Annotated in this window: 18 protein-coding genes and 2 riboswitches; of the genes, 10 read left to right on the top strand and 8 right to left on the bottom strand. The window is 37.1% G+C overall.

Features of this window, described 5'->3' with window-relative positions; all coding sequences use genetic code 11:
- Positions 1–36: 36 nt before the first annotated feature.
- Entirely contained in the window at positions 37–948 is a 912-nt protein-coding gene (locus tag SH601_RS04040; protein WP_319956968.1) for a DUF1002 domain-containing protein, read from the top strand.
- 56 nt (positions 949–1004) lie between these two features.
- Here SH601_RS04040 and phnE (SH601_RS04035) read toward each other — a convergent pair whose 3' ends face one another.
- The 4 genes from phnE (SH601_RS04035) to SH601_RS04020 all read right to left on the bottom strand — a co-directional run bounded on the left by phnE (SH601_RS04035) (position 1005) and on the right by SH601_RS04020 (position 4443).
- A complete protein-coding gene (gene phnE / locus SH601_RS04035) occupies positions 1005–1808 on the bottom strand; it encodes a phosphonate ABC transporter, permease protein PhnE (protein ID WP_319956967.1) in 804 nt (267 codons plus the stop codon).
- Positions 1808–2611, bottom strand: a complete 804-nt coding sequence (gene phnE / locus SH601_RS04030; RefSeq protein ID WP_319956966.1) for a phosphonate ABC transporter, permease protein PhnE — start codon at positions 2609–2611, stop codon at positions 1808–1810. The genes phnE (SH601_RS04035) and phnE (SH601_RS04030) overlap by 1 nt, the downstream gene beginning before the upstream one ends.
- Positions 2604–3380: a phosphonate ABC transporter ATP-binding protein gene (gene phnC / locus SH601_RS04025; RefSeq protein WP_319956965.1), complete on the bottom strand. Its 777-nt coding sequence runs from the start codon at positions 3378–3380 to the stop codon at positions 2604–2606. The genes phnE (SH601_RS04030) and phnC overlap by 8 nt, the downstream gene beginning before the upstream one ends.
- A gap of 73 nt (positions 3381–3453) precedes the next feature.
- Entirely contained in the window at positions 3454–4443 is a 990-nt protein-coding gene (locus SH601_RS04020; protein ID WP_319956964.1) for a phosphate/phosphite/phosphonate ABC transporter substrate-binding protein, read from the bottom strand.
- 359 nt (positions 4444–4802) lie between these two features.
- Here SH601_RS04020 and SH601_RS04015 point away from each other — a divergent pair, with 359 nt between their 5' ends.
- From SH601_RS04015 to SH601_RS04000, 4 genes are all read left to right on the top strand, one after another.
- Positions 4803–6527, top strand: a complete 1725-nt coding sequence (locus tag SH601_RS04015) for an ABC transporter ATP-binding protein (protein WP_319956963.1) — start codon at positions 4803–4805, stop codon at positions 6525–6527.
- Positions 6517–8310, top strand: a complete 1794-nt coding sequence (locus tag SH601_RS04010; protein WP_319956961.1) for an ABC transporter ATP-binding protein — start codon at positions 6517–6519, stop codon at positions 8308–8310. The genes SH601_RS04015 and SH601_RS04010 overlap by 11 nt, the downstream gene beginning before the upstream one ends.
- Positions 8311–8357: 47 nt before the next feature.
- Entirely contained in the window at positions 8358–10727 is a 2370-nt protein-coding gene (helD, locus tag SH601_RS04005; protein ID WP_413775093.1) for an RNA polymerase recycling motor HelD, read from the top strand.
- 152 nt (positions 10728–10879) lie between these two features.
- A complete protein-coding gene (locus SH601_RS04000) occupies positions 10880–11719 on the top strand; it encodes an aldo/keto reductase (protein WP_319956960.1) in 840 nt (279 codons plus the stop codon).
- A 195-nt stretch (positions 11720–11914) separates the two neighbouring features.
- Here the strand turns inward: SH601_RS04000 and thiW are convergent, their stop codons facing one another.
- A complete protein-coding gene (thiW, locus tag SH601_RS03995) occupies positions 11915–12415 on the bottom strand; it encodes an energy coupling factor transporter S component ThiW (RefSeq protein WP_319956959.1) in 501 nt (166 codons plus the stop codon).
- A gap of 127 nt (positions 12416–12542) precedes the next feature.
- A riboswitch (TPP riboswitch) is annotated at positions 12543–12657 on the bottom strand.
- 125 nt (positions 12658–12782) lie between these two features.
- On the opposite strand from thiW, the gene SH601_RS03990 reads away from it, so the two are divergent.
- From SH601_RS03990 to ade, 5 genes are all read left to right on the top strand, one after another.
- A complete protein-coding gene (locus SH601_RS03990; RefSeq protein WP_319956958.1) occupies positions 12783–13643 on the top strand; it encodes an HAD family hydrolase in 861 nt (286 codons plus the stop codon).
- A gap of 105 nt (positions 13644–13748) precedes the next feature.
- Positions 13749–14063 carry an L-rhamnose mutarotase gene (locus SH601_RS03985; protein WP_319956957.1) on the top strand — a complete coding sequence of 105 codons (315 nt, stop codon included), beginning with the start codon at positions 13749–13751 and terminating at the stop codon, positions 14061–14063.
- Between the two features lie 78 nt (positions 14064–14141).
- The gene (locus tag SH601_RS03980; protein WP_319956956.1) at positions 14142–14912 is read left to right on the top strand and encodes a DeoR/GlpR family DNA-binding transcription regulator; all 771 of its coding nucleotides are present in this window, start codon (positions 14142–14144) and stop codon (positions 14910–14912) included.
- A 116-nt stretch (positions 14913–15028) separates the two neighbouring features.
- Positions 15029–15457, top strand: a complete 429-nt coding sequence (locus SH601_RS03975; protein ID WP_319956955.1) for a CBS domain-containing protein — start codon at positions 15029–15031, stop codon at positions 15455–15457.
- A gap of 123 nt (positions 15458–15580) precedes the next feature.
- Positions 15581–15682: riboswitch (purine riboswitch) on the top strand.
- 30 nt (positions 15683–15712) lie between these two features.
- Positions 15713–17473, top strand: coding sequence for an adenine deaminase (gene ade, locus SH601_RS03970; RefSeq protein WP_319956954.1), 1761 nt, complete (start codon positions 15713–15715; stop codon positions 17471–17473).
- Between the two features lie 39 nt (positions 17474–17512).
- Here ade and SH601_RS03965 read toward each other — a convergent pair whose 3' ends face one another.
- The 3 genes from SH601_RS03965 to SH601_RS03955 form a co-directional block, all read right to left on the bottom strand.
- Positions 17513–18340 carry a carbohydrate ABC transporter permease gene (locus SH601_RS03965; protein WP_319956953.1) on the bottom strand — a complete coding sequence of 276 codons (828 nt, stop codon included), beginning with the start codon at positions 18338–18340 and terminating at the stop codon, positions 17513–17515.
- On the bottom strand, positions 18337–19245 hold the full coding sequence (locus SH601_RS03960) for a carbohydrate ABC transporter permease (RefSeq protein ID WP_319956952.1): 909 nt from the start codon (positions 19243–19245) through the stop codon (positions 18337–18339). The genes SH601_RS03965 and SH601_RS03960 overlap by 4 nt, the downstream gene beginning before the upstream one ends.
- A gap of 68 nt (positions 19246–19313) precedes the next feature.
- On the bottom strand, positions 19314–20627 hold the full coding sequence (locus tag SH601_RS03955; protein WP_319956951.1) for an ABC transporter substrate-binding protein: 1314 nt from the start codon (positions 20625–20627) through the stop codon (positions 19314–19316).
- Positions 20628–20780 lie beyond the last annotated feature (153 nt).

The following is a 20780-nucleotide window of genomic DNA, read 5'->3' as shown; positions in this document are numbered from 1 at the left end:
AAAAAAGTAAGTATTATCATGAAAAGGAGATAAACAATGAAGAAGATTACATGGATGCTTATGGTTGTAATGTTGATTGGACTAGTTATTGCGCCAATTGCTTCAGCTAGTAATGGTAATGATGATGATAATGTTATTGATGAGAGATATGGTAAGCCTAAATTAGTTCTCGGCGAACAACTATCGGATGCGGATAAAGATAAAGTAAGACAACTTTTAGATGCGACAGATGCTGAGCAAGTAGATGAATATATTGTTAATGCGCAAGATCTTGTTAATTTTATTGGTGGAGACCCAAGTTCAAATATGTATTCATCAGCTAAAATCACACGTAAAGGTGAAGGAAATGGTGTAGTCGTGAATGTTGTTACACCAGAAAATATTACGCAAGTAACAAATGAAATGTATGCTAATGCTTTACTAACAGCTGGTGTAGAGAACGCGCTAGTTGAAGTGGCATCCCCACTTAAAGTAACAGGTCATTCCGCTTTGACTGGTATCTATAAAGCGTTTAATGTCGATGGTGAATCACTAGATCAGGATCGAATGGAAGTGGCAAATGAAGAATTAGATGTGGCCACAGATTTGGCGGAAGATGCAGGAATTGATAAAGAGAAAGTAAGTGAGCTATTAAGTGAAATTAAACGTGAAATTTCTGAGCAAAACCCAGCAACCAAAGAAGATGTAGAGCGAATTGTCCGCGAGCAATTAGATAAATTGAATATCGAACTAAGTCCAGAAGATCGTGAAATGCTTACGAATCTTTTTGAGAAAATGCGTGACTTGAACATTGATTTTGGCAAAGTAACTGAGCAGCTTGAATCAATTGTTGGGAGTTTAAAAGGCAAGTTAGACGAAGTAACTGGTGGAGACACAGAAGGCTTCTGGCAGGAAGTTAAAAACTTCTTTAAACGAATTATTAATTCTATTAGAGAGATGTTTAACTAAATAAGAAAAAACACAATCGTGATTCAAATGAAAACCACGATTGTGTTTTTTAATGGTTATACTAAACGTTTACGGATAAATCCAGAGATTTGATCAATGATGGTAACCGTAATAATGATAACTAATAGAATCATACCTACTTCTTCCCAATTTCGGTTCATATAGGCGAAGGTGATTAATGTACCGATACCACCAGCACCAACTATACCTAAAACAGATGAAGCACGAACATCGATTTCGAATCGATAAATTGCATAGGATAAAAATTCTGGTAATACTTGAGGCAAAATACCGTAAAACAGAATTTGCAGCTTGTTAGCACCACTAGCTTCTAGTGCTTCAACTACATTCATATCGATTGATTCAAGCACCTCAGAGTAGAGTTTTCCTAGCATACCAGTCGATCCGATTGCGATCGCAAGTACCCCAGCAAAAGGATTCGGTCCTACAGCCGCCACAAAAATGATCGCTAGAACAATCTCAGGGAAGGCGCGGACACCACCTAAAATCCACATACCAATATTGTTAAGGAACTTATTTTTTACCATATTGGAAGCACATAGGAATGCAAGTGGAACAGCAATAATCGCTGCCGCTAACGATCCAGTGTAAGCAATAAATAATGTTTCAAACATCATTTCCATAATAGAACCTGTTTGATCGATCGCTGGCTGGAAGAACTTCGGAATAATTCGATCAAAGTTGTCTAATGTACGTTCGCTAAAAATAACATCCCAACGGATATTAATACTTGTAAATGTCCAAGTATAAATCAAGACAAGCGCTACAAGGATAGTAATTCGTTTAATCAGTTTGATCTTACTTTTCGGCTTTTCGGGAAGGGTTAATTCTTTCGCCATTATACAAGTCCCTCCCTTAATTTACTACTAATGTAATCAATTACGACGACTACTGCAAATACGATAATGATAATCGTACTAACAGCTGGATAATTCATAAAGTTAATTTGTGTGTTTAACAATTGACCAATACCACCGGCACCAACAAGTCCAAGTACTAAGGATGCACGAATATTTATCTCGAACACATAGAGACTGAATGAAATAAACTGAGGTAATACTTGTGGTACAATCGCAAAACTAATCGTTTGTAGCGTGTTACCTCCTGATGCACGAATCGCTTCGGTGGGATTCATATCGATTGTTTCAATTACTTCACTCATTAACTTAACTAAAATTCCGACAGCAAAAACAATTAATGCCACAATACCGGAAAATGCACCGATTCCGAATAAACCAACGAATACAACCGCTAATACGATATCTGGAACCGTACGGATGATATTTAGAATAAAACGCATCCCTTGATATAACCAAGAATTGGTCGTTACGTTGTTCGCAGTTAAAAGTGAGAAAGGAATACTTATAATAACTGCGACAGTAGTTGCGATAATCGCGATGTGAATCGTTTCAAATAATTTCGGCCAAATACTAGATACATAACTCCAATCAGGTGGGAAAAAGTCACTAATTAAGCCGAAAACATTTGGTAGTTTAACAAAAAAGTTCACGATAAATGAATCCGTTTTGAACGAGCTAAGTAAATAAAAGCCAAGAACTACTAGTAATGAAATTGTAGTAATCCATTTCGTTTTAGCAGGATATAGCCCTTTAGGTGTGAAGGAAGAAGGGTGTTTACTCATCCTCCACCCCTCCTCGACGATCGTCTTCACGGATGGAACGTCCATAGATTTCCTCGAATGTTTTTTCGCTTACTTCACTAGCAGGGCCGTCAAATACAACTTCCCCTGCACGCATACCGATAATACGATCAGCATATTCCATAGCCATATCAATGAAGTGAAGATTGACAATCGTAGTGATTTTATCTTCACGATTTATCTGTTTTAAGTAGTTCATTACTTGATGAGACGTAGGTGGGTCAAGACTTGCTACTGGCTCATCGGCTAAAATTAATTTTGGTTTTTGTGTTAATACACGAGCGATACTAACACGTTGTTGTTGTCCACCACTTAATTCGTCAGCACGGTTATAAAGTTTTTCTTCGATATTTACACGTTTCAAATTTTCGTAAGCTAATAGCTTGTCTTCCTTCGAAAATAAGTTAAAAATACTTGCAAATGTACCAGTGTATCCTAATCGACCAGAAATAACATTTTTAATAACTGTGGAGCGCTTAACAAGGTTGTAATTTTGGAATATCATCCCGATTTTTGTACGAAGTTTTCTTAAGCCTTTTCCTTTTGCTTTTAAAATATCTTCATCATCAACAATTAATGAACCGCTAGTAGGTGTTACAAGTCTATTGATACTACGAATGAAAGTTGATTTACCTGCACCAGATAAACCGACAATAACAACAAACTCACCTTCATTTATTTTTACGTTAACGTTTTTCAAACCCTCTGTCCCATTTGGATAAACTAATGAGACATCCTTAAACTCAATCATGGTATAGCCCCTCTCATTCATATGGAAACAGGAGAGAGCATGCCCCCTCCTGTTAAGCTTTACTTATTATCTATTAATCTAGACTGATGTCATCTCCAAATTTATTGTACGTACTACGAACTACGTCGTATTCGCTATCTTCCGCTTCAATGATCGCATCCCAGCTGTATACGTCGTTCATAATTTGGATCATGTCTTCATCATCATTAAATGATAAGAAAGCATCTTTAATATTTTGTACTAATTCACTATCTAATTCCTTTGTTACAGAAATCGTATCGTTAGGAATTTCATCTGTGTAACCTAGAACTTTAAGTTCGTCCATGATATCCGGGTATTCTTCTTCCAATGTTGTACGAACATCATCGAAAGTAGTTGCAACATCTGCTTCACCGTTATAAACAGCTAGAGCTGAGTTATCATGCCCACCAGTAGGTAGGACATCAGCGAAGAATTCTGTTTGTGGATCATCCACACCAAATTCATCCATGATTTGTGCAGCTGGGAATAAGTAACCACTTGTAGAAGAAGGATCGCCATATGCCCAAACAGTGCCTTCTAAATCAGCTAATTCTTCATAATCAGAATCCGCTCTAACAAGGTATTGAGCTACATATGTACCACTGCCATAACGCTCAGATTTTAAGATAACGTCTACACCATGCTTGTCATTTGCTAATACGTAAGCAAATGCAGGAATGAAACCAACTTGTACTTCGTTTGTACCCATTGCTTCAACTAAAGCAGTATAGTTTGTCATAACTTTACCTTCGACAGGAATTCCTAATTCGTCAGAAAGTCTTTCTGCTAACGGTTCAACCGTGTCTGCGATTGTGTCAGAATCTTGTGAAGGAACAAATCCCATCACGATTTCATCTGGTGTTTCACCTTCTGCAGCCGATGCGTCATTACTAGCATCTTCGTTAGCATCATCACTATTAGCGCTTTCTTCCGTGTCAGCATCGTCAGTGTCGTTACTGTCTTCTGTATCATCACTTGTTCCACAAGCTGAAATTACAAGAAGAGTAAGTAAAGCAACTAGCATTAATAACCATTTCTTCATTTCTCAAAATCCCCCTTGATATAGTAAAAATAGCACAAGAATATTCTCCATAGAATGGACATGAAAATCTACCAAAATGTAAGAGGATCTTACAATAAATGTCGCTTCTATCAAAGGACTCTTGTACTGTCATTATATATCGAAAGTACCAATTAAATCTATATAATTTACACAATTATTACAAATTTATTAATAACTTAACAAAAAGACAGGATGAAATTTGTCTTAATGTGTGTTTGTTTCTTGATAGGACGCGCTTTATTTAGATGGAGAAAGTCTGCTTTTTTAGGTATAATCTACTTAATTGTATAAAAGTCAGAAAAATCTCATTTTAATAAGTTGACGTGCGGAGGAATCCTATGAAAGTCATTTTTAAATATGCAGATACATATAGAAAGGCAATGATTATTGCTTTGTTACTTATGATGGTAGAACTTGTGGTAGAGCTGGTCCAACCGATCATCATGGCAAAAATCATAGATGAAGGTATTGTGGTTCAAAATTTACAAGCGGTTTATGTTTATGGAGCAATTCTTTTAGTCATTACAGCTTTAGCATTCGCTGCCGGTATTATGAGTTCTTATTTTGCTGCAGAGGTAAGTCAAGGTACAGGTTATGATATGCGAAATGAAATGTTTCATAAACTGCAAATGTTTTCAGTGATGAAAGTACAACAGTTCTCTACGTCTACATTACTGACGAGAATGACGAATGATGTTGTGCAAGTGCAGAACCTCTTATTTGCCTTTATGCGGATTATGTTACGAGCGCCATTATTTATTATTTTTGGTATCGTGATGTCGTTTACGTTAAATGTTTCGTTAGCACTTATTTTACTAGCAACTATTCCATTATTATTTGTTGTCATGTTCTTGTTAATGATCAAAGGAATGAAGCTATTTAACCAGGTTCAAATTAAAATTGATCAGCTTAATAGCATCATTCGTGAAAACTTATTGGCGATCAAATTAGTAAAAGCATTTCACCGAATGACTTTTGCTAGTAAACGATTTTCGCAGGCAAATAGCGAATTAAGGGATAAAAATAAACAAGCATTATGGGTGATGGAATTGGTTATGCCAATCGTCATGCTCATTATGAATATCGCAATGATTGCTTTATTAGCATTTGGCTCTATCCAACTTGAGACAACATCTGCACAGGCTGGAGAGATTGTTGGAGTGATTAATTATGCGACAAGGATGTTAGCATCATTTGGTGTTTTTTCCTTTTTGATTATGAATGTATCCAGAGGTCGTACGTCTGCTCAGCGAATTAATGAAATACTGACACAAACCGTGGATGATGAAGTGGATGAACGAAGAGAAAAGGAAAAGATAAATGGAGATGTAACATTTGAGCGAGTATCCTTTCACTATCCTAATATGAAGCGCAACGTACTAGAAAATATTGATCTGCAGGTGAAGGCTGGAGAGAAAATAGGAATACTAGGTGAGACTGGTTCTGGGAAAACGACATTATTACATTTAATACCATACTTATATCATACAACAAAAGGCACTATTTATATTGATGGCAAAGAAATCGATCAGGTTGGAAACAATGTACGACATGATGTAACACTGGTACCGCAAGAAGGATTCCTTTTTTCAGGTACGATATTAGAGAATATTAGATGGGGCAATGAACATTTAAATCACAAGCAAGCAGAAAAAGTAGCAAAAGAAGCACAATTACATGATTTTATTATGACTTTACCGAATAAATACGAAACACGCATTGGCCAAAGAGGCGTTAACCTTTCTGGTGGTCAAAAGCAACGACTCTCCATTGCTCGTGCCATAGCTGATGCCCCAAGGATATTACTGCTGGATGATAGTACGAGTGCCCTTGATACAACAACAGAGTCACATGTTTTGCAAGCAATTAAAAAGCGTAAATGTACGACGTTTATCGTTTCGCAAAAAATTAGTTCTGTAAAAGATGCCAATCAAATTATGTTGTTAGAACGAGGGAAAATAGTGGAAAAAGGAACTCATCAAGAATTATTAGCATCAAGTGCATTATATAGGAAAATATCGGAAACTCAAGAGCGGGAAGGGGTGCAGCTGGATGATGAATAAAAGGGTTCGAAACCTTTCCGCAGATTTAAAAAAGCCAAAAGTAAAGAATGTTCATGAGACATTACGAAGAATCTGGCAGTATGTGAAGGCAGATAAAATGATGTTTTTATTAGTAGTAATCATGGTGTTTTTTAGTGCTGTTTTGTCATTGCTTGGTCCATATTTTATTGGAGTAGCTGTAGATGTAATGACAGGAACATTATCTTTCTTTTCCTTCAAGCTACTTCTCATCTTATTGTTAGGGATATTCATTCTACAATCTGTAACAATAGCATTGCAAAATTACTGGATGATTGGTATTTCGCAAAAGGCTGTTTTTGCATTAAGGAGGGACTTGTTCGGACATGTGTTGCATTTACCGACTAGTTTCTTTCAACAAACGGAAAGTGGAGATTTAATAAGTAGATTAACCAATGATGTGGAAAATATTAGTCGTACGTTGAATTCAGCTATTATTCAAGTGACGACGAGCATTCTTACACTGGTAGGAACATTAGCTGTAATGATTTGGTTAAGTCCGCTTTTGACATTATTGACGGTAACAATCGTACCCATTATGTATATGGGGATGAAGTGGATTACGAAGCGAACAAATTATTATTTTAAAGAGCGACAAAAGGAATTAGGTAATATGACAGGGTTTTTGGAAGAGACGTTATCTGGTCATTCAATGGTGAAATTGTTCCATCAGGAAAAAAGGGTAATAGATGAGTATCAACAGCGCAATGAGAAATTAAGGAGAGCGGGTTATTGGGCACAAGTATATTCTGGTTTTATTCCTAAATTAATGAATGGTTTAAACAATTTTGCGTTCGCTATTATTGTTGGGATAGGAGGATGGATTGTTCTAGCAACAAATTCGACCACAATTACAATCGGAATAATTGTTACTTTTACAACATATGCTCGTCAATTTACCCGTCCGTTAAATGATTTAGCAAATGAGTTTAACATGGTTTTATCAGCAATAGCGGGAGCAGAACGGGCTTTTGAATTAATCGATCAAGATACTGAGGCGAAAGAAGAGGGCAAACAAGCACTCTCTACTATTCAAGGTGATATTGAATTTAAAGATGTTTCTTTTTCTTATAAAGATAATGAACATGTTTTACAATCGATATCTTTTCATGCGAAGCCGGGTCAAATGATTGCTCTAGTTGGACCAACAGGGGCAGGAAAAACAACGATACTATCGTTATTAACTCGTTTTTTTCAAGAACAAGCGGGAGAAATTTTGTTAGATGGTCAACCGATGAAACAATTAACGAATCAAAGCATTCGCAGTCATCTAGGTATTGTTTTGCAAGATACCTATTTATTTGATACGACGATACGGGAGAATATTCGCTATGGAAAACTGAGTGCAACCGATCAAGAGGTAGAAGATGCAGCAAAACTAGCTAATGCAGCTTCTTTTATCGAACGATTACCAAATAAGTATGATACAGTACTGGAAGGTAATGGCCAAGGTATTAGTCAAGGCCAGCGTCAATTATTAATGATAGCAAGAGCGATGCTATCTAATCCATCGCTCTTACTATTAGATGAAGCAACAAGTAGTATTGATACAATCACCGAATTAAAAATAACAGATGCGTTAGAAAAGTTGATGCAAGGGAAGACTAGCTTTGTGATTGCACATCGCTTGAATACGATTGAGAAGGCTGATATGATACTTGTCCTAAAGGATGGTAAAATAATAGAAAAAGGAACACATTCAATATTAATGAAAGAAAAAGGATTCTATGCTAATCTAATTGAAACACAAACTGTATATGAGTGATACAAATAAAACTAACTGACAAAATTAATGTCACGGAGGTGGATATAGTGGCAGATAAACATGAAGATAAAGAATGGCAACAGGAAAAAGAGAGAGTAACAGAGGTTGTCGATGAAATTAAAAGAAAAATGATTTCCCTACAATCACGCGCAAAAGATTTAAGGGAAGATGTTATCGATATTAGACGCGAGTTTTGGGAAGATGTAACGGTTAATATTGAAGAAATGGATGACAAGATTGAGACGGAGGCTAGTATTAAGCAGCAACAAGAATTTCTTTCGGAACGTGAAAGAAGCCATGGTCAAGTAAGTGAGCGTCTTGATATATTACGCCGTTTAGAGGATAAACCGTATTTTGGCCGAATTGATTTTCTTGAAGACGGACAAGAAGAGGAAAAAAATATATACATAGGGTTAGCTTCTGTATTGGATAAAGAGGAAGAAGACTTTTTAGTATATGATTGGAGAGCGCCAATTTCGAGTATGTACTACGATTATCCACCAGGACCGGCACAATATGACACAGTAGATGGAAATATTTCCGGGGAAATAACCTTAAAACGACAATATGTGATTCGTAATGGCGATTTAAAGGGAATGTTTGACACTGGTTTGACAATAGGTGACCATTTACTTCAGGCAGTACTAGGTAATCAAGCAAGTACGAAAATGAAGAGTATTGTGTCAACGATCCAAAGAGAACAAAATCAAATTATTCGGAATGAAAAAGCAAATGTTTTAATTGTGCAAGGTGTAGCTGGAAGTGGTAAAACGTCAGCTGCTTTGCAACGTGTAGCTTATTTGTTATATCGTTATCGTGAGACATTAACGTCTGAACAGATTGTTTTATTTTCACCGAATCCATTGTTCAATAGCTATGTAGCGACCGTTCTGCCAGAGCTTGGTGAAGATAATATGCAACAGATGACCTTTTATCAATTCTTACACCGCCAGCTAGACGACAGTTTCCAATTAGAAACGCCATTTGAGCAAATGGAATTCTATTTGCAAAAGCAGGCGGATAATTATGAAGCGAGAGTAGAAGCAATGCATTATAAAGCAAGTCTTCCATATAAAGGTTTAATTGATCACTTTTTAGAGCGACTTGCGAGTGATGGGATCGTCTTCCGTAATATTACGTTTAGAGGTGAAACGATTCTCACCAAACAAATGATAGAGGAATATTTTTATCAAACAGAAGGTACTTTAGCAATCCCTGACAGACTTGAGCAAGTTGCTAATTGGATTTTGCATCAGTTGAAACAGTTAGAGAAAGAAGAAAGAGAGCAAGACTGGGTACTCGAAGAGAGTGAATTGCTAGAGAAAGCTGATTATGTAGATGTGCATAAAGCATTACAGGATGAAAGTCGTTTTTCTGAGGATACGTTTGATGATTTTGACCGTGAAGAAGAGCTATTACGTAAGCGAGTTGTAGCAGCGAAGCTCAGACCTTTACGTAAAAAAATAAAACAGTTAGCATTTGTAGATCCACTTAAAACATTTAGGAAGTTATTCACAACAGAAAAAGTCCAAGCGGATGAAATAGATTCACTACCGGAAAAATGGGAGGAAATATGTGCATTAACAGATGAACATTTAAAACATAAGTATTTATCATGGGAAGATGCACCAGGTTATATTTACTTCGAAAAAAGTTTGCTTGGCTTTGATGCGCAACGAGCTATTCAGCATTTATTTATTGATGAGGCGCAAGATTATACACCTTTCCAGTTTGCGTTGATGAAATTAATGTTTCCTGTTAGTCGAATGACATTGCTAGGTGATATAAACCAAGCTATTTATGCGCATGCTCTAAGAGAAGAGACCTTGTTATCAGAAAAATGGCAAGAAAAACATGAACGAATGGAGTTAACGAGAAGTTACCGTTCTACTGCACCAATTGTGGAATTTACGAAATCATTTATGCCGAAGGGTCACTTAATTGAACCATTTGAACGTGATGGTGACACACCAATTCTGATGGAAGTAGAGCAACAAGAAATGTTGATCGGTAAAATAATGGATCAAATAGAACAATATGAACAAGATGGTAATGAAACAATTGCGCTGATCGGTAAAACGATGGAACAATGTGAACAAATGTATCAGCAGCTCAAGCCATATATGGAAATAGAGTTAATGACACAGGAAGCACATACTTTTGATAAGGGAATTGTCGTCATTCCCGCCTATCTAGCAAAAGGGATCGAATTTGATGCGGTTATCATTACAGACGCATCACACGACAATTTTCAGGATGAATTGGAACGGAACCTTTTCTATACAGCGTGTACAAGAGCAATGCATCATCTAGCACTATTTTCTATTGGCTCTCCAACCCCTTTCATGGATGATATACCGAAACAACAATATCGTCATTACAAAGTGCACCAAATTGGTAATTATGGAAAAGAATAAAATTCGTGTGATATAAAAATCCGGCTATCATATGTCGGATTTTTTGTTCCACCGACAAAATAAGAAGTACTGTGATCTTGAGCACAATGTTTTATATTTTATTTGTTTTGTGGCATTCTAATATACGTAATAAATAAAGGAGGAATGTAGGTATGGCGAAGAATTTAGAGTCAACTACTACGCTACATAATGGTGTGAAAATGCCATGGTTCGGTTTAGGTGTTTTCAAAGTTGAAGAGGGAGAAGAAGTTTATAACTCTGTCAAGTGGGCACTTGAGCACGGCTATAAAAGTATTGATACAGCAGCTGTTTATGGTAATGAAGAAGGTGTAGGAAAAGCAATTAAAGATTCAGGTATTCCTCGTGAAGATCTATTTATTACTACAAAGCTATGGAATGCTGATCAAGGTTATGATGAAACATTTAAAGCATTTGAAACAAGCTTAAATAAATTAGGAATTGATTATTTAGATTTATATTTAATTCATTGGCCAGTTCCTGAACAAAATAAATATAAAGAATCATGGAAGGCTATGGAGCAATTATATAAAGATGGTAAGGTTCGTGCGATTGGCGTAAGTAACTTCAAAGAGCACCATTTAGAAGATCTTATGAAAGATGCAGAAGTAGTACCAATGGTTAATCAAGTAGAATACCATCCACACTTGCAACAACGTGATGTACAAGCATTTTGTAAACAACACAATATTCAATTAGAAGCTTGGTCTCCATTAAAACAAGGGCAGCTTCTTGATGATCCTACTTTAACGAAGATTGCTGAGCGTCACGGTAAAACAACCGTACAAGTAATCTTGCGTTGGGACTTACAACAAGAAGTAGTGACTATTCCAAAATCAGTTAAACAACACCGTATTCAAGATAATGCGGACGTGTTTGATTTCGAACTGTCACAAGAAGAAATGCAATTAATTAATGAAATGAACAAAGATGAACGCGTAGGGGCAGACCCTGACACATTTAATAAACGATAAAATCAAAAAAAGAAAGTTGGGATAGGACCTCAGCTTTCTTTTTTGATGAAGCTATGTCGTCGAGAGAGCGTCTCAAGGACATATCGTTCCCATTAACAAAAGTTCTGTCTTCGAACACGTAACCTCTCACGAACAAACCATTATTTTATTACTATGCTAACGTCATGCGAAGTTCAGTTTATTTTAAAACACCATTTATTTGGGCGAAGCAGGTTGCCTGACAATAGACGTATGCTTAACCTTTGATAATATTAACATTCCAATAATCGCTCCTGTGATACTACTGACGAGAAACCCGGGTAAAAACGCTATTATTCCGGCTGGGGTTCCCATGATGATATTCGCAATTGGTACACAGAGCAGAGCTCCTATTACACCAGTTCCGATAATTTCACCAACACCAGCTAACAGTTTCTTTTTTGTCCAGTGATATAAGTAACCAGCAAATAAAGCACCGATCATTCCACCAGGAAAGGCAAGGATTGTTCCGATGCCTAATAAATTTCGTAATAGTCCGATAACAAAGGCGATAATCACAGCAGGAATTGGTCCGAGTATAACCGCAGAAATGACATTTACAGCATGTTGCACCGGATATGCTTTGGCAATGCCAGTTGGAAACCATAAAAACTGTGAACCTAATACGCCGATTGCCACAAAAACAGCCATCATTGTTAATCGTAACGTTCGATTCAAGTTAACACCCTCCTCATTGATGTGGAACGTGTGTCACTAACCTGAAAAAAGTGTCTCGCTAACCGTTTATTCACATATTAATAACAAAAAAGACCAGATTCTATATTTAGAACCTAGCCATACTATGTGGATAGTTTGACTACTTCCCTCCGCTGGTATAAGCCAGATCAGGTTCTTAGGGTTAAAAGGCTTGATATGTCTTTCTCTCAGCCTGTAATGAACAGGCACCCCTAGTAGTGATAACACGTATATTAATATGGGAAATTATATCAAACAAGTTGGAAATGTCAATGAAAGAATGGGATAAGAGCTGTCATCAACTTCCTACTTTAGGATATGCTATACTTACAGCTAGGAGGGTGATAATATGACATTTTTACCGAAAGCATTATGTTTAGATATGGATGGTACATTATTAAATAATCATAATCAATTAACGGAAAATACACTTACTATTATTCAGTACATAAGACAACAAGGTGTTCGCGTGTTTATCGTAACAGGACGTTCATTAAATGAAGTATTTGACTCGGCACCTGCGGATATCGAATTAGACGGATTTGTAACGGCTAATGGAATGATTACTTATTTAGATGGGGAGAAATTGTTGGAGCATAGCTTATCAACAACACTTGTGGAAAAAGTTATTCAGTCCGCTAGAGAGCATAACATTTATTACGAAGCACACCCAAATGATGGTGATCGTCTATCGTTATTAGAGGATAAACCATATATGGAGAAAATGATTAGTGGTAATAAGCCAGATCAAGTAGGCATTAATGAATGGTTGGAAAGAGAAGATGCAATCAACCATGATATTAAATGGTATGAGCAATTACCAGAACAAAAATATGCAAAAATGTATTGTTTTTCTTCTGAGCAAACAGAAATGAAAAATTGGATTGAGTGTTTAGAGGAACTGAAAAAAGAAACAGATTTTACTACTTCTTCATCTAGTCATCATAATGTAGAAGTTATGGTTAGTGGTGTGAATAAAGCAACGGGAATTAAAGCTTTACTCAATCATTATGGGATTAGCCCTGAACAAACGATGGCAATGGGGGATAGTAATAATGATATTCCGATGATGAAATATGTAGGTTACCCAGTAGGTATGCGTAATGCGACGGATCAAATTAAAGAGTTAGTCACAGATACGACTACCTATACAAATGATGAAGAAGGCGTATACCATTTCTTAAAGAACTATTTTCAAGCTGAAGTATAATTTTGATTTTTTTTATTTATGTTTGTTTGTGGTTTTGTTATAATTAAAACAAACATAAATAAAGTGCTATAAAATGAATGCGATTACATTGATGGGAGGGGTTTGATGGCACGATATATTTTTACAATGGAATGTAAAGAAGGTTCGGAGGAAGAATATAAGGCAAGGCATCAGGCGGTTCATCCAGCGTTATTGCAAGCATTAAAAGAGGTAGGGATAACAAGTTATAGTATTTTTATGGACGGTAATAAGTTATATGCTTATATGGAAGTGGATGATTATCATCGGGCTATGAAGGAGCTTGAAACAAATCCAGCGAACCGCAAGTGGCAGGCATTTATGAGCGATATTTTAGCGATGGATGAGAAAGGTGATCCCAAAATGTATGTAATTGATCAAGAAGTATTCCGCCTTGACTAAACAGTTGAAATTTATGATAATTTTGCCTATAGTCATGTAGTAAACAGTTTTTGTAGATCGAGAAGGTAGGAGAGGCGAATGCTAGTTGCAGAACGACATCAACGAATTGTGGAGGTCGTGAACGAGAAGAAGAGCATTAGAGTGTCTGAGCTTGCAACTCTTTTCTCCGTAACAGATGAAACAATTCGACGTGACTTAGAAAAATTAGAAAAAGAGAAAAAATTAGCAAGAAGTCATGGAGGAGCGGTAAGTATAGATTCCTCTAATGATGGACCAGAAATTCCTTTTCAAGAACGAGAAGTAATGTATGTAAAAGAGAAAAAAGAAATCGCAGAAGAAGCTGTCAAACACATAGTAGAAACCGATAAAATATTGTTAGATGCTAGCACGACAGCATGGTATGTGGCCAAGAACTTGCCGAATATGCCGGTGACGGTTTTAACTAATTCGGTTAATGTTGCGCTGGAATTAAGTAAGAAAAAACAAATCACTGTCATTTCTACAGGCGGTACATTGTTGCAACGGTCTCTTTCATATGTAGGACCACTAGCAGTACGATCGCTTGATGAATACCATGTTAATAAGGCTTTTTTATCTTGCAAAGGGCTTCATTTTGATAAAGGGATTAGCGAGTCCAATGAACAACAAGCGCGTGTAAAACAAAAAATGATGGAAATTGCGGATACATCCTATATTTTAGCTGACCATCATAAGTTCCATTCTCAAGCATTTGCTCATGTAGCGTCGCTCTCTCATGTAGAACGAATTGTGACAGATAGCCATGCAGAAAATAAAGATGTGGAAAGTTTGCAAGAGCTGGGACTAGAGGTTATCAAAGCACTTCGTTAAGCATAGCATCAACGAAGTGCTTTTTCATTGAAAAAACTTCCATGTTTTCAAGTGCAAGTTTTAAACAAAGCTGTCCATACTACACTATGATGGCTGAATACAAGGAGGTTTTCGAAGTGAAAACAGTTAGAGATATTATGGCGGATAACGTATCAGCGTGTAAGCCAACTGATACATTATCAGAAGCAGCTACATTAATGAAAGAAAGAAATGTTGGGGCTATTCCTGTATGTAGTGATAATCAAGAGTTGTTGGGAATGGTAACAGACCGAGATTTAGTAATTAGAGGGTATGCAGACAATAAAGATGGCTCTCGCCAAGTCCAAGAAGTAATGAGTGAACATTTATACTATGTTTCTCCAGATGTTACATTACAAGACGCAAGTGAAGCGATGGCAGAGCACCAAATTCGCCGTCTTCCAGTTGTAGCGAATGGAAAATTAGCCGGAATTGTGTCATTAGGTGATTTATCTGTAGATGATATGTCAGATGAAGCAGCAGGCAGAGCATTAGAGGAAATCTCAGAACGAACAGAATTACAATAATCAAGTGAAAAAGAAGGCTTGTACCAATAAAACGGTACAGGCCTTCTTTCGTTCTTAAGCTTCTCAAGTTCAAACAACTTTTCTCATCCAATTCCAGAAAAACATTGACTGTAAAACGTTTTCAGACGTAATATAGTGAAAACATGTATAAGCTTAAGGATAAGGCATAAGCGTTTCTACTTAGCAACCGTAAATTGCTAAACTATGTGTGGAGATACTCCTCCATATACATGTGAAAAGAGAGGAGAATGAATAATGAGTAGGGAATTACTGAGAAAGGTAGCATTAGGGGAAGAAGATGCAGACCTTGTCATCCAAAATGGAACATTAGTGAATGTATTGACGAGGGAATTACAGCCTAATGTTGATATAGCCATAAAAGGGGAGCAGGTTGCCTTAATTGGGAAGGCTGATCATATTACTGGCCCCGAAACAAAAATAGTAGATGCGAAAGGCAAGTATGTAGCACCAGGATTAATGGATGGACATATGCACGTAGAAAGCACGATGTTATCTGTTACAGAATTTGCGAAGGCTGCCTTGAAAAAAGGAACGACTGCGATTTTTATGGATCCTCATGAAATCGCAAATGTGTTAGGTACAGAAGGGGTACGCCTTATGCATGAAGAAGGGCAAAGCCTTCCGTTAAAAGTATTTACCACATTTCCTTCCTGTGTTCCTGCTACTGACGGTTTGGAAGATGCAGGCGCAACATTAACAGAAAAAGATATCGAAGAAGGATTAAAATGGGACGGTGTTATTGGTATAGGTGAAGTAATGAACTTTCCGGGAGTCGTCTATAATGATCCGAAAATGATTAATGAAATAGAAGCAACAATGGCAACAGATAAAATTGTAACGGGACATTTTCCTGATGGCCCAAATGGCATGCTTCAAGCTTATATTGCTTCAGGAGTTGATTCCTGTCATGAAACAGTGGCAAAGGAACAAGCATTAGAAAAAGCAAGACTCGGCATGCATATTATGATTCGAGAAGGATCTGCTTGGCAAGATGTAAAAGAAGTGATAAAAATTATCACAGAGGACGGCATTGATTCTTCCAATGTTTCACTAGTGACAGATGATATTTATCCAGAGACATTAGTAGAGAAAGGACAGATTAATCATGTTGTCCGTCGTGCGATTGAAGAAGGCGTAGACCCGATTGTAGCTATTCAGATGGCGACAATCAATGTGGCGCGCTATTTCCAAATAGATAAACAATACGGCAGTATCACCCCAGGAAAAGTCGCGGATCTGCTTGTGTTAGATGATTTAGCTAGTATGGAGCCATCTACGGTTGTAACGAATGGAGAGATAGTTGCTCGCGATAATGTGCTTGTAAAAGACATTCCTCGTTACGAATATCCCGATCACGTAAAAAATACTGTCAAATTACAACGAGCACTACAAGCGGATGATTTTGTCTTGCAGACAGAGCAAGAAAATGAAGTGCAAATTAATGGTATTCATATTATTGAAAATAGTGCACGAACGGCAAAAATGACAGCTACATTACCTGTAGAAGACGGTACGATTCAAATGGATGTACACCAAGATATTATCCAGCTTGCTTGTATCGAACGTCATAAAGGAACAGGTCAAATTTCACTAGCATTTGCCAAAGGTTTTGGTTTGAAATCTGGAGCTGTAGCCTCAACCGTTGCTCATGATAGTCACAATTTATTGGTGATGGGTGTAAATCAAGAAGATATGGCGATTGCTGCAAATAAATTAGCGGAATCGGGTGGCGGTATGATTGTTGTTGAAGACGGGGAAGTACTTGCACATGTTCCAATGTCAATTGCAGGCTTAATGTCTGATCAAACAGTAGAAACAGTTGTAGAACAAGTGAAAGAGTTAGAACAAGCATGGCAACAATTAGGTTGTACAATTAATGCACCATTTATGACCTTTTCACTGATCGCTTTACCGGTTATCCCGGAAGTTCGAATCTCTAACAGAGGACTTGTTGATGTTACAACATTTGAGTTGATGGATGTAGTAGTAGAATAAATGAAGAAAGCGAGCTGCCTACAAACAGCTCGCTTTTTCTCATCCTTTCACAGACCCCATCATACCGGCAACAAAGTGTCTTTGCATGAAGAAGAAAACAAGTGCTGTCGGAAGTGTTGCAATAACAATGGCTGTCATGATAAGACCGTAATCAGGCGAATACCCGGCACCTAAATTAGAGATTAACAGTGGAATCGTTTGCTTACTAGGTGATTGTAAAACAACTAATGGCCAAAGATAATTGTTCCAGCTGTTCATAAAAGCAATAATCGCAGCCGCTGCATAAGTTGTTTTCATTGTTGGCATATAAATTCGGAAAAAGATGCCCCACTCACTTAACCCATCAATTCTGCCGGCCTCCACCAATTCACGTGCAAACATTTTCGTATTTTGTCTAAAGAAGAAGATAAAAAAGGCGGTAATAACTGTCGGTAAAAAGGCTGCCGCTAATGTATCAATCCCGATTAGTGGTGCTGTTTCAGATATTTGCCCAAATAATCGATATAAAGGGATCATAATCGCAGCAAATGGAATCATCATCGATAAGATTAAGATATTAAAGACGATATCCTTACCTTTTGAACGATAGATTTCAAATCCATAACCTGCTAAAGAGCCGATTAATAATGTAAGGAATGTTGTAATAATCGCAATAACAAAAGAATTCCACATTGCCGTCCCAATCTGTGTTTGATCGAGTAGGTTAGTAATGTTCTCTAGCAAATGTGTACCAGGAATTAAGCGGCCTTGTGTGACGTCAACCGATTTGTTCGTCATGCTTATAACCATCCATAAGAATGGAAAAATCGATACTAAAGCAGCAACACTTAAAAACAAGTAAATGAATAAACGTTTTAATTTTTTCAATCTCGATCACCTGCCACTCTAAATTGGATAAACGATAGTACAACAACTAAGAGTAAAACAACATAAGAAACCGTTGCTGCATAGCCAAAATCTGGTGTGTACTCAAAAGATAAATTATAAATATACATTGAAATACTTAAAGTAGCATTACCAGGTCCACCACTTGTAATATTCATTACCTCGTCAAATAATTGAAGTGTACCGATTGTAGATACGATCGAGGTGAAAAGGATAATCGGCTTTAATAATGGTATGGTAATAAAAAAGAATTGCTGTATAGCGGATGCACCATCAATTTTGGCCGCTTCATACATTGATTTGTCTACATTTTGTAAAGCAGATAAGTAAAAAATCATGTTGTAACCAGTCCATCGCCATGTAATCGCAATAATAATCGTGATTTTGGCTAAAGTAGGGTCACTAAGCCAATTGAGTGGTTGTGAAATCAGATTCATACTAAGTAAAAATTCATTCACTAACCCATCGCCACTAAACAGATATTTAAAAATAACCGCGTAGGCAACAAGTGATGTTACAGCAGGTAAGAAGATAGCAGTTCGGAAGAAGCCTCTAAATTTTAATGTAGGATCATTTAATAACACGGAAAATACTAAAGCTAGAATAATCATTGCTGGCACTTGCACTAATAAATAGAGAACTGTATTGGTTAGTGCTGCAATAAATGTCGGGTCATTAAATAATCTTACATAGTTATCCAATCCGACATATTCTAAGCTAGCCCCCATACCTGATTGAAGTGATAATAGAAAGGCTTGAATCATTGGGTAAAAATAGAACAATGAAATACCTATCATAGATAGGAGAATGAAAAGCCAACCGATATAGGATTTGCGGATTTTTTTCAAGAAACTAGTTTGCTTCACGGTTTCGACATGCTCACTCATGACAATCCCCCTCCATATCTGAATAAACGCCTCAGGAGACAAATGCATCCTGAGGCTCCAGATAGTTATTACTTAAATTGATTTTCTGCTTGCGTTTGCGAGTCAGCTAATACATCATCTAGACTTTTACCATTCAAATAGTTTTGTACTTCGGCGGTGATAATGTCTTCGATACCGTACGTATTCATTCCGTAATCAACTGGTGGCACGTCTTCCATCCATTGTGATAAGTCATAGATAACTTGTTGATTATTGAAATATTCATTTTCGAATTGATATGCTTCCCCTTCAGAAGCAGGGATATATGTCCCAATTGCACCAATTTCACGAACTAAATCTTGATAAAATTCAACATCAGAACCAAATGTTTCACCTAGGAATTGTGCAGCTTCTTCTTTACCATCAATATTTAATACGTAGAAGGAACTACCACCTAAGTTAGAAGCATTAACAGCTCCATCAATGTCTAGACGAGGAATTGGAGCAAGCTGCCAAAGACCTGCTTGGCTTTCTTCTGCTTCAATACTCGGAGCAATCCAGGAACCAGAAGGAACAGATGCGACAGCTCCACTGTTGAAGTCAGCTAAAAATTGGCTCCAATCTGAATTTAGCTTGACAAGGTCGTTATCCATCATTTCTTTAAAATGTTCAAGTGCAAGTGCTAACGGTTCATTGTCTTCAATATTGATCGTGCCGTCTTCTGTTGTGTACCATGCGCCAGCAGATTGCATCATTACACGTAAAATGCCTAAGTCGTTAGGATCTAAGGAAACCATTGGATGGTCTGTGTTGTCTTTTACATCTTTTGCAACATCAATGAATTCTGCCCATGTAATATCTACTAAGTCTTCATGTGTGTATCCAGCCTCTTCTAAATAATCCGTTCGATAAAAGAAACCTGTTACACCAGTGTCAAACGGAAGAGCATATTGATGCCCGTCAAAACTTGTTGGGGATAGCTTATATGGTGCAAAATCATCTGGATTGAAATAGTCATCAAGTGGGTAGAATGCATCTGGATACGATTGCAAGAAACTTTGTGCACGTTGATCTTCAATTAATACAATATTAGGCATTCCGTTCATCGTTCCTGAGCTTAAGCCCGTATTTAATCGTTGAACGATATCATCTTGTGCATTTTCAATGACTTCCATGTCGAAATCATCATTATCGTAATGTTCTAACGCAATTTCCAGTGCTGCAACATTAAAGTTAGCATCCCATGCCCATGCCGTTATTTCCGCATCGCCACTTGATTCGGCTGGTGCATCATCGTCTGAATCAGCCTCTTCATCTGTACTATTAGAGCAAGCTGCTAACAAGGATACCATTAAAATCGTTGCTAATAGGGTCCAAAACTTCTTCATACCTATTTCTTTCATTTGTCTTACCCCCTCAAAATAGTCTAGTTAATGAAATCGCTTTCATTAATGTAACGTTAGTGTAACAAAAAAAGCTTTTTCTACTCTTGGATAATCTTTAGTAAAAACTACGACAATATTTAGTTGTTGGTTAAGTAGGCAAGAAAAATAGGA

It is taken from the genome of Gracilibacillus pellucidus, from assembly GCF_033949965.1.
GTDB classification, from domain to species: domain Bacteria; phylum Bacillota; class Bacilli; order Bacillales; family Amphibacillaceae; genus Gracilibacillus; species Gracilibacillus pellucidus.
The sequence above is the reverse complement of the archived record's forward strand: the minus strand, read 5'-3'. Positions and strand labels throughout refer to the sequence as shown.